The sequence below is a fragment of the Bradyrhizobium sp. SZCCHNR1002 genome (assembly GCF_032381435.1).
GTDB classification, from domain to species: Bacteria; Pseudomonadota; Alphaproteobacteria; order Rhizobiales; family Xanthobacteraceae; genus Bradyrhizobium; species Bradyrhizobium aeschynomenes.
In genome coordinates, this window is sequence record NZ_JAUHIS010000012.1 from 1 (window position 1) to 13,652 (window position 13,652).

The 13,652-nt window shown below is 59.5% G+C and carries 7 protein-coding genes and 4 pseudogenes; 7 read left to right on the top strand and 4 right to left on the bottom strand.

The genetic code is table 11. From position 1 onward, the window contains the following. Window positions 1-1,560: 1,560 nt before the first annotated feature. The 4 genes and pseudogenes from QX108_RS33310 to QX108_RS33325 form a co-directional block, all read left to right on the top strand. Window positions 1,561-1,830: pseudogene (locus tag QX108_RS33310) on the top strand (nucleotide sugar dehydrogenase); the annotation flags it as partial. A 51-nt stretch (window positions 1,831-1,881) separates the two neighbouring features. Next, window positions 1,882-2,063, top strand: a pseudogene (locus tag QX108_RS33315) (UDP-glucuronate 5-epimerase); the annotation flags it as partial. A 12-nt stretch (window positions 2,064-2,075) separates the two neighbouring features. Further along, window positions 2,076-3,488: a mannose-1-phosphate guanylyltransferase/mannose-6-phosphate isomerase gene (locus tag QX108_RS33320; protein ID WP_315783598.1), complete on the top strand. Its 1,413-nt coding sequence runs from the start codon at window positions 2,076-2,078 to the stop codon at window positions 3,486-3,488. A gap of 329 nt (window positions 3,489-3,817) precedes the next feature. Then, on the top strand, window positions 3,818-4,300 hold the full coding sequence (locus QX108_RS33325; protein WP_315783596.1) for an A24 family peptidase: 483 nt from the start codon (window positions 3,818-3,820) through the stop codon (window positions 4,298-4,300). Window positions 4,301-4,594: 294 nt separating this feature from the next. On the opposite strand, the gene QX108_RS33330 is transcribed toward QX108_RS33325, so the two are convergent. After that, window positions 4,595-5,041 (bottom strand): hypothetical protein, encoded by a 447-nt coding sequence (locus QX108_RS33330; RefSeq protein WP_315783594.1) that lies wholly within the window; start codon window positions 5,039-5,041, stop codon window positions 4,595-4,597. A gap of 1,026 nt (window positions 5,042-6,067) precedes the next feature. Here QX108_RS33330 and QX108_RS33335 point away from each other — a divergent pair. Together QX108_RS33335 and QX108_RS33340 are read left to right on the top strand one after the other, a co-directional pair. Next, window positions 6,068-10,651, top strand: a complete 4,584-nt coding sequence (locus QX108_RS33335; RefSeq protein WP_315783592.1) for an RHS repeat-associated core domain-containing protein — start codon at window positions 6,068-6,070, stop codon at window positions 10,649-10,651. Then, window positions 10,638-11,120: a hypothetical protein gene (locus QX108_RS33340; RefSeq protein ID WP_315783590.1), complete on the top strand. Its 483-nt coding sequence runs from the start codon at window positions 10,638-10,640 to the stop codon at window positions 11,118-11,120. The genes QX108_RS33335 and QX108_RS33340 overlap by 14 nt, the downstream gene beginning before the upstream one ends. A 113-nt stretch (window positions 11,121-11,233) precedes the next feature. On the opposite strand, the gene QX108_RS33345 is transcribed toward QX108_RS33340, so the two are convergent. Next, window positions 11,234-11,497 carry a hypothetical protein gene (locus QX108_RS33345; RefSeq protein WP_315783588.1) on the bottom strand — a complete coding sequence of 88 codons (264 nt, stop codon included), beginning with the start codon at window positions 11,495-11,497 and terminating at the stop codon, window positions 11,234-11,236. 747 nt (window positions 11,498-12,244) lie between these two features. On the opposite strand from QX108_RS33345, the pseudogene QX108_RS33350 reads away from it, so the two are divergent. After that, window positions 12,245-12,637, top strand: a pseudogene (locus tag QX108_RS33350) (NAD-dependent epimerase/dehydratase family protein); the annotation flags it as partial. On the opposite strand, the gene QX108_RS33355 reads toward QX108_RS33350, so the two are convergent. Beyond that, entirely contained in the window at window positions 12,634-12,789 is a 156-nt protein-coding gene (locus QX108_RS33355; RefSeq protein ID WP_315783586.1) for a hypothetical protein, read from the bottom strand. The pseudogene QX108_RS33350 and the gene QX108_RS33355 overlap by 4 nt on opposite strands. 480 nt (window positions 12,790-13,269) lie before the next feature. Continuing rightward, window positions 13,270-13,652, bottom strand: a pseudogene (locus tag QX108_RS33360) (type II secretion system protein GspK); the annotation flags it as partial.

A 13,652-nucleotide genomic window follows, 5' to 3' on the forward strand; every position in this document is an offset into this window, starting at 1 on the left:
TTGCTCTACCGTAAGCGTATCGGAGCCGTAGGTCTTGATCCCACCGTAGGCATGCGCTCCGGCGTGGACCCCGGCACGGGCAGCGGCTTTTGATCCGCCACGCAACAATGAAGAAAGAAAGCCTCTTGCGTCTGCTGATGACGAGCTTGCCCCAATGACGACGGCCACAAGTATAGTGAGTATTTTCATTGGCCTCCCCCGAAGCCGGAAATGGCGCCAGAGTATCAATCAATTGATAGCGGCACAACCACCGGTCGCATTCATACGCGGGCTGGAGTGGTGGAGAGTTTCGGCAGTGCGGTACTTTTCTCTGCTCGTTTCTCTGCTCGTTTTCTGACAACACCAGGCGATTGTCCGACGCGCCCGAGAAGCAAGCTGATATCGGCCGCCGCAGCCGTAAATTCTGAATACCGGAAATATTATTCACACCACCCCCAAATCAGTGGTTTGATCCCGCCATCCCGCCCGCACTGAGAGGGGCGCATCGCGATCGTCACGGGACGTTGCGGCGGGGAGTGGTGGCCGCGGAGCGACGCAGCATCTCATGGAGGTGCGGACGAACGTCGTTTCGCGGACGGTCAAGCCGTGTGGTCCCGACACCCCGACGCTGGTGTCTTGGTCGGCGACGATGTCGATGACGGGGGCAAGCAAGCCCGGTCCCCTGGGAGAGCACGGAGCAGCCGTTCAAACCATCGCGCAGGGAAGGCCGGGTTGTTTCCGGCTGAGCCTGTGGTTCCTTCCCCGTGCACTCTCTTACGCACGGGGGCCGCGGGTGCCAGTCGGCACTCGGCCTTCCCTGCGCCCTCTCAATCGATGAGGACGAAAACTGCAGCAGAGCTCGGGCCGATCAGGTGGCGAGGCCGCGGGCGCATGGGCGTGAGCTGCGACGAGCGGCGGAGCTGTTTGACAGGGTGGATCGGAGATCAGAGAGCCGGGCTCAAGCGAGACTTGGGGGGCTCAAACGCCCGGCTTCGCGAAGGCGCTACGCCGGGCACGCTTCGCCCTGCGGGCTACTGCGCGGCTGCGCCACGCGTAGCCCGCAGGGCGAAGCGTGGTGCCCAGGGGCGGAATCGAAAATTTCTGTATCAGCATGATTAATATGATATTTTTCGCGCGCCAAAGGCATCGTGTACCTGCCAGTGTACCCGACGATCATCTCTCCTCCGCCACAGTTTACCCCCCCGCTCTGGCCTGAGCTACGTGGAGAATCTCCGCTGGCTGATCGATGAAGGCCCCCGCCAGTACGCGCCGAGAGAATGTTCTCGCGCTCACCATGATGCGTCCTGCGAATTCGAGCTCACTGGCCCAAAAAGACGCGAGCGAGCCGCGATCCAAAGAGGGGAGTTAGAATGCCCCCCCCCCACGAGGGCGACTTTGGCTCTTAAGGTTCCGAGGTCGAGTGCGCGACGCGCAACTCCCCTCATAGCGCGCCGGACTTAAGGCGATGCCGCGGCGGAGACCGCCCCCTTGCGGTACTGACGCCCCAGTGGCTAAACAGCCGCGGGGTGGCGTCAATGGCCTCGCAAACAACCGGAACACCAGTTTATGTCCCATGGACTGATGATCGCAGCGATAGGCGGTGCTTATGCCGGCTCGCCGGTCGCGGCAGCGTTCGTGCAAGCCGGCCAGCCCGCGATCGGATTTGACATCGACGTCGTCCAAATGGCCAAGCTAGAAGACGGTAGGGACAGCAGCTATGAGATCCCGTCGGCCGCTCTGAATCGGCCGGACTTGCACTTCACCAGCGATCCGAGCGAGGCGGCCGCCGATCCGAGCGAGACCGCCGCGGCTGCTTGCGTCTTCGTCACCGTTCCGATCGACAGTGCCCACCAAGCCGATCTGGGCTCGATGCTCCCGGCCACGCGAGCCCTCGGGAAGGCGCTTGAGAAGGAGATCGGCCGTCCGCGCATCATGAAGATGTTGCCGATGCAGCCGGAGACGTCGAGACCAACTATGCTGATGTCAGCGATCTCGAGCGCGACATCGGCTTCCGGCCGGCAACCTCGATCGCCGACGGCATCGGACGTTTTGCAAAATGGTACCGCGAGTATCACGGGATTTGACGGATTGATTTCATGACCGGACGCATCATTCCTCTCATCATGTGCGGCGGCGCCGGGACCCGGCTCTGGCCGGCCTCGCGCGAGGTCAGGCCTAAGCAGTTCCTGCCGCTGTTCGGCGCCCATTCCACATTCCAGGACACGCTGCTGCGCGTCTCCGATGCCGATCTTTTCGAGCGGCCGATCATCATCACCAACCTGGCCTATCGCTTCATGGTGCTGGAGCAACTGGCCGAGATCGGCATCGAGGCCGACGTCCTGCTGGAGCCGATGCGGCGCGATTCAGGCCCGGCCATCGCCGCCGGAGCCGCCTTCGCCCAGTCGCGCCATCAGGATGCCGTCGTGCTGGCGCTCGCGGCCGATCACGTCGTTCGCGACACCCCGGCTTTTCTCGCGGCGTGCCGCCAGGGGCTAGCGGCCGCTGAGGCCGGCCGCATCGTCACCTTCGGCGTCAATCCGGAGCGCGCGGCCACCGAATACGGCTATATCAGCCCGGGTGCACCGGTATCCGGGGAAGTGCGGGCGGTCGCAAAATTCGTCGAGAAGCCGGATCAGCCGACCGCCGAGCGCTACATTCGCGAAGGCTATCTCTGGAACAGCGGCAACTTCATGTTCCGCGCATCGGTGCTGCTCGACGAATACCGCAAATACGATGCCGCCAGCGTGCAGACGGTGACCGACGCGGTTGCCAAGGCCGGCCGCGACCTCAGCTTCATCATCCTCGACTCCGAAGCCTTCGCCGCGGCCAAGCCGATCTCGATCGACTATGCCGTGATGGAGAAGACCGAGCGGACGGCCGTGGCCCCGGTGTCGTGCGGCTGGTCCGACGTCGGCTCCTGGCATGCGGTCTGGGAACTGTCCGACAAGGACGGGCAGGGCAACGCCGCGCGCGGCACCGCCGTGTTCGAGGATTCCCGCAACTGCAATGTGGTCACCGACAAGGCGCTGGTCGCGCTCGAGGGCGTCGATGATCTCGTCGTGGTGGCGGCGCAGGATGCCGTGCTGGTGTCGCGCCAGCGCGATGCCAACGGCTTGAAGCGGCTGGTCGCTAGGCTCAAGACCGTCGCGCCCGAAGTGACCGAGGCCCACATCAAGGTGCACCGGCCCTGGGGCAGCTACCAGTCGGTCGACAATGGCAAGCGCCACCAGGTCAAGCGCATCATCGTCAAGCCCGGCCAGCGGCTGTCGCTGCAGAAGCACTATCACCGCTCCGAGCACTGGATCGTGGTGCGCGGCGCGGCGCGGGTCACCGTCAACGAGACGGTCCAGACCGTGCACGAGAACGAATCGATCTACATTCCGATGGGCGCGGTGCACCGGCTGGAGAACCCGGGCAAGATCCTGTTGGAGCTGATCGAGGTCCAGACCGGGTCCTATCTCGGCGAGGACGACATCATCCGTATCGAGGACGATTACCGCCGCGAGTAAGGCAAGGTCTCGCCGCGAATCACGCGAGCCGAGCTAGGGGCGATGTTCGGCAAGCCGCTGGCCTGCCTCCTGACTTTGACGCAGAACACGACCAAAACATCGGGCAGAAGCGAAGTCGCGACTTCCCGCATTGACACTTGAAATGAGGGGATAGCGTGAGTGATTACTCAGGGTTATCGAGCACTCGGACGCGGAGATTTTGTTGGCAATATGAATCGCCTGTTTCACGCGCGGGGCGCGAAGGTGATTTTCGCAATCAAATGTGAACTGTGCGGATTCTGATTCGACTGCATCCAGCACGATCTCCGCGCGCAGCTCATTAGTACGCGATGACCGGACTTGGGGTAGCTACGGCTTGTCTGATCTTCCTACCAGGCCTTTTGGTTTTGCTGGCTTGGATCGATTTCAAGCGCAGAACAATACCCAACGCGCTGAATGCGACGATCGCCCTAATTGGGGCGTTTCGGGCAGCTGCCCTGGGCGGATTGCCTGCCCTCGTCGAAACAATTCTCCAGGCAATGATCGTCGCTGCTGCCGTCTGGCTCCTACGCTGGCTCTATTTCGTCATCCGAAGGCAGCAGGGCCTGGGACTAGGCGACGTGAAGCTACTGACTGCGTCGACTTTCTGGGTTGGTATGGTCGGCATCCCTCTCCAGTTGTTGTCCGCCTCACTATCGGCGCTCGCGGTAGTCGCCACCCTACATGCGGCTGGCTACTCCGTCACACGGAGGAGCGCGGTCCCGTTTGGACCATTTCTGGCTTTTGGGCTGCTCGTCACCCTTGCTGCGCAGGAAAGTCGATGGCTCGTTTGATTCGTATACATCTGGGCACCCGCAGGGGGATTCTGCCAGCCCTGGGCGTTTGAACCATCAAGCTTAGAACGTCGTCAGTCTCGGGAATAGAGCTGAAGGTCGATCGTGCACCCGCCACTCGAGCAGTGGAGTGCTTGCTGCATGGCGCTTTGGTCTCCTCAGTGGCGCCGATGCGCAGCTGCCGTTCTCGGTTACAACATCGATCATTCGGTCAGCGTATTCGTCAACACCGTTGGCTACTCAACGGCTCGTATAACAATCGCACTCCGATGATGACATCCTGCCTGAAACTCTTCAGGCAGCTGACAGATCGGCAGTCAAACCACAGCTGATCCTGAACCCAGGCAGGGGGTCCATACCGGCGGCTGCTTCCTCAAAGTCACCAACGCTTCCCTTATACTCGATCGAGAACATGAGCCCATTGACGGACCAGACTGTTGCATCCAACGTCCCCAGGCCGTTCATCTCGATGCTCACCGTAGCCAAAGCCGCCTCTCTCTTGTTGGGGAATGCGATAATTCCGTCGAAGCTCGGTCGTCCGTTTGACATCCTGTAGAAGTCCACCTCAACGCCGTTTGGCAGCCGTTGGACCTTGTTGATAGCCTGAACCTGACGATCCCACAAATCTCGAATTTGATCATCCAGCCGCGCTCGCACACAATCGAGAACCTGCTTCTCAAGCGACGATAGGCGCGAATTAGCCCCAGATAGCCAGGCGAGAAGAGCTCTGATTACCTGCATGAGCAATCGCCCCCGCCGCTTCCCAACTCAGCGCCCCCACGCCGGCGCCCATGCCCTTGCAGACTTTTGGAATGCGATCCCACTGCAGCTTGAAGACGGTCGGCATCGGCTTCCGAGCTGCCCAATCTGCTAGAAATTGAGACATTTCCTCGTTCGGACGTCCTGCAACGTTTCGGCGCCGCCGCGGCCCGTCGCGCCTTGCGTCCAAGCGAAGCATTGGCGTACGAGATGATGATAACCGTCGGGACCCCTCGATAGTTCTCGTCCTGAAACTGAAACATGCCCGCGTCTCCGATTTAGCGAGCGCCTCAGTGCAGGGAAATCCCGGGCTGACGGACTCGATATCGACGCCTATGACAACGATCTGCCGCGCCTGCGCGAACTAACCAGGGAGCTCATTGCGTCGCTAGTGGACGGCACAAAGCTGATACAGAGCGTCCAGGCATCGTATCAGAACGTCGGCCGGACCTCACTCACACGGCGATCGAGGTATGTCGCAGGCCGGCCTGCTTTCAACCGCGTGCCTCAGCGACGGCTTGGGCCATGCGATGAACCGATTTGACCCTGCGAACCTGCCCCCCAAGCGATCTGCGTCCTCCTAGTCCATCGACGACTCTTTGATCGACTTGATCACGAGGGCCTCGCCTCCTCAAGGGTTAGGACTCGCGACTTGAACAACTGTAGCCGCACAACCAAAAGTATCGACAGGGTCAGCCACCCCAGCACGATGAACTCAGAAACCGAGCGCCCCCGCAGCCTGCTGCACCACCAACTCCCCCCGCGAAATCACACCTTCCCTCGGCCTGGTCTCAATGATCCGCTCAAGCCTTTGGCCCCGCAGCCTTCCGATGCCGCCTTCGGACTCCCGCCGTCACCAACTTTCGGCGATAGCTCCTGCAATCATTCAGACCAATTCTAGCGGCTCACCCTAAAGTTGTTGATAAAGCCGCACAACCGTTGAAGGTATAATGCGACTTCTATCTTATGCCCCCGTAAATCTACGGGGAAGCAGGCGAGGGGCATGGGATGTCGTCAGCGATCGGAGCGGCGGGACAAAGAGCGATCGAGCACTCTACAATCCAGTATTTCGTATCCTCTTGGATTAGAAATACCGATTCTGGCTGTACTTTTGGCTTGAAGGTTCTTGCTCCAATTTTCCAGATGCTTCTTGGGGCGGCGCGTCATTTTCGTTGCCTGGGACGAGCCTGTTTCATTCTCGCGTGCGCCGCAACCGCAGCCGATGCAAACCCGCAATTGGGATATCCGATCGTCGTCAACAATATCCCTCTGACTACCCAATACGTCACCGAGCCAGCTGCGGCTTGTCAGCTCGCAGCTTTGTACCCGCAATATATCATCATCGGCTTTTACGATTATGACGTTCATTTGCCGTTGAAATTCAACGGCGTCGAGGTTCGCCCGAACGGCAGCCTTATATGCTACGTTGCCGACGCCACCCGAGTGGCGTACGAGATCAACATCACATCGCCCGACTGCGTCTCCGGCTACGCGCTGCAGAGAGGGGTGTGCACAAAGGATCCGAGCCGCGGCCCCCCGAACAGCCACGCACCCGCGCCGCAGAACAGCCCCGATCCGTGCACAACTGATCCGAGCGTTGGCAATCCGATCTCACTCTCGGGATCTTCGAAGTCAGAGGATGCCGTCGACTTCATGTCGGGCGGAGCGCGCCCGCTCGGGCTTGTACGCCACTATCGAAGCCGGGGAACGCCGGGCCAACGGCTAGGCACGGCACGGTGGCACTTCGACTTCGAGTACGAGATACTCGTTGGCAACACCGTTGCCGTGTTCTCGCCAGACGGCATCGAATACGATTTCAACCAGCCGACGCCGGGGGTCTACGCGAGCGCCTATAGCGAATCGAAAGCATCGCTGACGAGCTCTGACAATGGCGGCACGAAGTTCTTCTCTTTCAAGGACGAGAATGATCGAACGGTCATTTTCATACAGAGCGGGAATACCTATTGGCCCAAATCGATCACGGAAAGGAACGGCGTCAACAAGGGTATCATCGCCAACACAGCCGTACATCCCACGCGAATCGACTCCATAGGATTCGCCGATTCGAGGCATATCGATTTTCGCTACGAGACGAGCGCCTCGGGAACCCCTCTCCATGTCTCGACCGCAACGTTTTACACCTATGCGCAGAGCACAGGCCCCACTGAATACTTCAAGATCGACTACGGATATACGAACGGCAACCTGACGACTGTCACGAGGTCGGAAAAGAACGACGGAGTATGGCAGCAGATCGACATCACGACGTATCACTACGAGAACACCACCTTTCCGGACCTTCTCACCGGGATGACCGACGCTCGAGGCGTACGTTACGCAACTTGGACGTACGACCAGGATGGGCGACCGGTGTCCAGCTCGCACGCAGGTGGCGCAGACCTGACCACGGTTGTTTATGACGATGCCGCCGTGGCCCGAACGGTCACCAATGCTCTTGGAAAGCAGGCTACCTACTCGTTTGCAAAGCGAGAGGGAACGATGAAGTCAGCAGGCGTGGCCGGCCAGGCGAGCACAAATTGCCCCGCTTCGGCTCGATCTGTCAGCTACAACACGCTTGGGCAGGTCAGTCAGGTCATCGATGACGAGGGACGCGTCACAGCCTATACGAGGGATTCGTACGGACGCCCGACCTCGATTGTACGCGGAAGTGGCACCGCAGCGGCGACTACCACGGGTTTCGTGTACGACAACACATTTAATGTGGTCGCGCAACAGGTCGAGCCTGGCCTGACCACGACATACACCTGGAGCACGGCCGGTCAGCTATCGCAAGTGACCCAGACCGACACGACGTCGCAGACGGCGCCGTATTCGACTAATGGACAGACGCGGACCTGGACGTTCAACTATACCGGGACGCTGCTGTCGAGCGTTGACGGCCCCCTCCCCGGCCCAGGCGATACGGTCTCTTTCTCGTACGATGCCAACGGCTATCCTGCCTCCTACACAAACGAGATCGGACAGGTCACGATCATCAACTCGGTCAATTACCGCGGACAGCCGACGCTCGTCACCGATCCCAACGGCGTCACCACCAGCCTTACCTACGACGCGCTCGGCCGACTACTGACTGTCACCGTCGACCCGTCGGGATTGGCCGCGACGATGTCGCTGACATACAATGCAGTTGGCGATGTCACCAGAGTGACGCGCGCGAACGGCGCCTATCTGTCTTATACCTATGATGATGTGCGGCGGGTGGTTCAGATCCAGGATAATACTGGCGCATCCATCTCACTGACGCGCGATGCGATGGGCAACGTCACAGCGCGGCAGATCAAGGGGTCTGACGGAACCATCCAGTTGGCGCAGACGGCCGTATTCGACGAACTCGGCCGACTGTTGAAGTTGATCGGGGCTTCAAAGCAGACTTGGGTTCACGGCTACGACAAGACCAATAATCGCGTCTCGATCACCGACCCGCGCTCGAATGTCTTCGGCTGGTCATTCGATTCGCTGAACAGGTTGATCAATTCGAAAGACGAGGAGGGCAACAGCGAGACGGTCACCCTCGACGGCAGAGATGAAGTAACCAGCTATAGCGATCCCCGCTCTCTCAACACCACTTTCGTGCGGAACGGCTTCGGCGACGTAATCCAGCGAACGAGCCCCGATACGGGCACGACCATCTATGTCTACGATGCCGCCGGCCGACCGACGCAAATGACTGACGGGCGTGGCGTCGTTACCAATCTGACCTATGACGCAGCAGGGCGCTTGTTGAGCAAGCAATATCCGGCTGCACCGGGGGAGAACGTCACATTTTCCTGGGATGGGACATCTGGCGGAAACAAGGGCGTTGGGCGCCTGACAGGGATCGACGACGCCTCCGGGAGCATCGAGTGGACCTTCAATTCGCTGGGACAGGCCATTCAGGAAAAGAAGACAACAGCCGGGATCGTCTACATTGTTGGCTATGCCTATGATCTCGACGGCAATCTGACCCGCATCACCTATCCATCCGGCCGGATCGTCAACTATTACCGCGGTGCGACGGGGCTCGTGAATACCGTGACGCAGCAGTCGGGCGCCGCAACTGCCGAAACGCTGCTCGCTAAGTGGGTGACTTACCAACCCTTCGGCCCATTGCAATCGCTCTCGTACGGCAACGAGCTAGTCCTGTGGAAGACATTCACGCAGGACTACAATTTGAGCACCTTCGTGGTCGAGCAGGGATCGAATTCGGTCATCAACCGCGCCTATACCTACTGGTACGATGATTTCGACATCACCAATGTCTGGGACAACAATGTCGCCGGTCGGACCGACAACTATGTCTTCACTCCGGGTCATCGGCTGCAGAATGTCTACGGGGACTGGGGGACGCAGACCTATTGGCAGGACCCGGTCGGCAATCGGACCGGCGACGTCTTTACAAATGGCACGACCACCACGACAAGAGTTTTGGGCTATCCGTACAACAGCAATCTCTACGTCGGCACCACTGAGGGCACGAATACGCTGCGGAGCGTCACGAATGACGGAGCCGGCAATATCGTCACTGATGTCAGGGGCACTACGACCTACAACTACCGCTATAATAATCGCAATCGGCTCGATCAGCTCACAATCGGCACGACGGTGACCGCGAGCTACGTCTATGACGGGCTCGAGCGGATGGCCGTTCGGACCACCCAAAATATGACGCCATCGACGACGACCCACTATATCTATGACAGCTCTGGGCGGCTATTGGCCGAGGCAGGTGCGAACGGCACGACGCAGCGGGAATACGTCTGGCTGGATGATACACCCCTTGCGCTTTTTGCAGATCTGGACACGGCAACGCCTAAACAATGGTACGTGCATCCTGATCATCTCGATCGCCCGAGCAAGATGACCGACGCAAACCAGACCGTGGTTTGGGACGCATGGTACTGGCCTTACGGTGAGGTCCGCTCGATCACCGGAACCGCAAGCAACAACCTGCGATATCCGGGTCAGTATTTTCTCGTCGAGTCAGGGCTTCACTACAACTGGCATCGGCATTACGATGCATCGATTGGGAGATACACGCAGGCAGATCCGCTTGGGCTCGTCGCAGGGCCGAGCCTCTATGTATACGCTGGCGGGAATCCTGTCTCTTTTACAGATCCGACGGGAGAATTCGCGTGGGGCCTCGCTTTTGCCGCAGCAGATATTGGACTTCAGCTCTACGAGAACGGCGGAAACTGGCGGTGCATTAACCTCGGAGAGGTTGGACTCAGCCTCGTCGGGGGGGGCCTCGCTGGCGCCTTGGAGAAGGGAGCGTTCCGATTTAAGGATTTTGGGAGTCATACTTGGAACGCGACACGCAAATGGATGAACAGGGAAGGCATTCAGCTGCTCGGGGAAGGGCAGGTAAGACATCATTGGCTATTGGAGCGGAACCAAGGCATAGGACGGATGGTACCGGATTGGATTAAGAACCAGCCCTGGAACACCAATCCCATCTCCGCGTCCCTCAATTCGACGCTCGCGCAGTATCCCGAGCTGGCTTGGGTGGCTGGCCCCGGATGGTCTAAGAGCTTAACGATCGGCGCAATCTTAGCAGGCACTTCACCCCGGGGAGGCGGATGTGACTGCAGATAGTGGGCCACGTACCCTGCTTTTCTTTGATGAGAGAAGAGAAACGATCCTGCCTTATAGCAGCGATGCGTTCAAAGTCTCAACGGGTCCGAGAGAACGGGTCCTTGAGCGCTATCTCGGGGTAATTGTTTTGGATCGTGACGGGACAATCTGGCGGATTGATGAGATTCGCTTCGAGCATCTTTGGGGCGAAAGTCGTTGGCGAAGGATATTCAGCTTTGTGAATGGTGGGACCAGGAAGATATCGGTAACTCTGCGCCAGGCGCCTGAAATTCGCTTTAATGAGATGCGGCAGCGCGCCGTCGACTATATAACAAAACGTCCCGAACTTATTGAGCAGTACTTTGACAAGACGGATCCTGGACAGACTGTAAGTCAAGCGGCCCGGTCGTCAACGGCGTCAGAGCTGTTTGACGCCCTGGGAGCACCGGCGCCGTTAGACTGCCTCGACGCGCTCATTGCTGGGTCCTGATTCCTCCAAAGAACCAACATGACTTCACCACTACATGGCAGTGAGACGGCGGTTAACGGATGGACCGGCTCATCCCAATGATGTTGATATTTTGTCGGCGACCGAATCGATGGCTAATGACGGAAAAGGTTAGGCATGCGCTGAGACGGGTCGTTCAATTGCGAATCGTCCCAGCGCTTGAGCAGCGAGGATTCCGGACGATCCCGCTTACGGGCGGTGATGCGCGGAGCCGGGAGATTCGTTCCGCATTCCCATTTGGGAGACTGCGGCGCGAAGGCATTCAAGGATTTCAGATCGTCGAAATCCAGCTCGACAAGCGCGGCCGCCCCGCATTTCGCCTCAACCTTGGCGTCGTCCCTCAAGAGGGGATTGTCCATGCGTCAGGACGCATTCCTGCGGAGGACGTATGGGTCCAGTATCTCGAACAATACTTCCAGGTGTATCGCCGCCCATTCTTCCGGCACTGGTTCGATGCGCGGAGGTGGTTGGGTTCGGCGCCAACGGAGGCGGATATCGAAGCGACTGTCGATGAGGCAGTGACCTTGATGCCTGAAATCGAGGAGGTGTTCGTCAGTGGAACTTGTGGTCCGCACGTAAGATGCGTGGGAGGCTAGCGCGACCATGGTCCAATGCCTGCATCAACGCGCCGTCCAGCGAGCCGACCACCTTTGGCAATGCCGCAGGATCTAATCAGGACGGATCAGTGTGAGATCGCCTCGAGATTTACACAAAGTACGCGGCAGAGCGAACGCCGTCAAAGCATCGGGAGGCAAGGTTGTGCAATCCGAGACGATGGCTGTCGAACCAACAGTGGATTATCAGATACCGGCAAAGTTGAACTAGACGCCCGCGTAAAGGTCGAGACGGCCGTCGGCAACACGACGAGACTCGTCGCCAGCTCCCCCGTTGCGTCTTTGGTCTTGAGCATTGCAGCGAAAAGACCGAGCAAATCCGTAGAGCGTCAAGGATGGTAGGTGTTGAGCGACGTCCGTAGGCGCTTCGCCTCGTACGTGTCAAGCAGCGCCATCGATCTAATGTCCCTGACAACGCCCGGGAGCTTCCAGCCGAGATTTACGGCGATCGCAGATCATGGGATTTAGCCGACCCCATCCATCGGCGCAAACGCGGCGCTGATCCGCCGCTTCCATGAGGCCAAGCTCGCCGATGCGCCGGAGGTCATGGTCTGGGGCACCGGCACGCCGCGGCGCGAGTTCCTCTATGCCGACGACATGGCGGATGCCTGCGTGCACCTGATGAAGACCTATTCGGACACCGCGCTGGTCGACATCGGCACTGGCGAGGATATCACCATTGGCTACTTCGCCCGCGTGGTTGCCGCCGTAGTAGGCTTCAAGGGCAGCATCAGCTTTGAGCGGTCACGGCCGGATGGCACACCACGCAAGCTTCTCGACGTCTCCCGCCTGACGGAGCTTGGCTGGCGCGCGACGACTTCCCTGGAAGTGGGAGTCGGGCTCGCCTATCAGGCATTCTGCGCGAAGCGGCGACGCAGTCGTTAGTCATTATTGGCAAGGGCGAGACCACCAAAGGCCATTCGGCGCTGGATCTCGTTGAAGCTGCCGTAAGCCTCGATCTCAGCAACGATGTCAAGACCCCGATAGTGCCGCGAATAATCCGGATTCTGGGCCCTGATGAAGTGCTCGGCTGCCATGAGAGCCTCACACTCCTCCGTCCGACGGTTGTTGTTGATAGCGGCGAGCCCCCCGTTCTGCGACAAGACGCGGCTCACTTCACGAGAAAGCGTGGCCTATCAGTGAAGTTCCTGCGGCACCGTGGCTAGCTAGCCCCCCGGTTGCCAGCCGCATCTCTCGATTGCCGGTGCGGATCAAACATTTGCTGCGGCAGCAATACGTAGCACCTTGCCGCCGCGCGGACTGAGCCGCCCCCTGTTTCCGTGACATTGCGGCCTCATCTTCGTCGCTCCAACGTAAGCGTAGCTCTGCGGCCCTACTGACTGGCGCTTGACGCCTATTTGGTCCGCGGGGTACGACGCCGCGGCGTCCCGCTTTCGCACAAGGCATTGACAGCTGCGTCGAGCGTCTTCCGGTCGATAGTCGACGTCCTCGCCAAGCTCGCGGCCAGGAAGGTGTTCCACAGACACTACGTCTCTGACAGAGCGCTGGTCGCGAGCTTACGTCATCTTCCAGCTGAGAAGGAAATAGGGATGTACCGGATTGTCCGTCATTCGAATAACAGCTCGATATCGAGAAACCTGGCCTGACTTTGCGACTTCGATACGGATCATGAAGGCGCGACCGCGCAAGGATGACGTTGGCTCTTCGTTTGCGCCGATCGGAAATGGAGGCGGGCGATCGGAGGCTGTCCCTTGCGTACTGATCATCTCGGGCATCGCCGCCAGAGCTTCAGGTGTGGCACGTCGTGGGTCGACGAACTGGCTTCCGGAATACACGGTCACGGCTGGTTCGATCCGCTGGAAGAGAGCAGGCGTCATGTCCATTACGAGAAGAAGCTCGTCGACGCTCTGAAACGGACCGTTGCGCGGCCGGTGGGGAC

Bases quoted from the DNA above. Each gene is read 5' to 3' on its own strand.
- QX108_RS33320 (WP_315783598.1), top strand. From the start codon at position 2,076: ATGACCGGACGCATCATTCCTCTCATCATGTGCGGCGGCGCCGGGACC.
- QX108_RS33355 (WP_315783586.1), bottom strand. From the start codon at position 12,789: ATGGCAGCCGAGCACTTCATCAGGGCCCAGAATCCGGATTATTCGCGG.
- QX108_RS33335 (WP_315783592.1), top strand. From the start codon at position 6,068: ATGTCGTCAGCGATCGGAGCGGCGGGACAAAGAGCGATCGAGCACTCT.
- QX108_RS33325 (WP_315783596.1), top strand. From the start codon at position 3,818: ATGACCGGACTTGGGGTAGCTACGGCTTGTCTGATCTTCCTACCAGGC.
- QX108_RS33345 (WP_315783588.1), bottom strand. From the start codon at position 11,497: ATGGACAATCCCCTCTTGAGGGACGACGCCAAGGTTGAGGCGAAATGC.
- QX108_RS33330 (WP_315783594.1), bottom strand. From the start codon at position 5,041: ATGCAGGTAATCAGAGCTCTTCTCGCCTGGCTATCTGGGGCTAATTCG.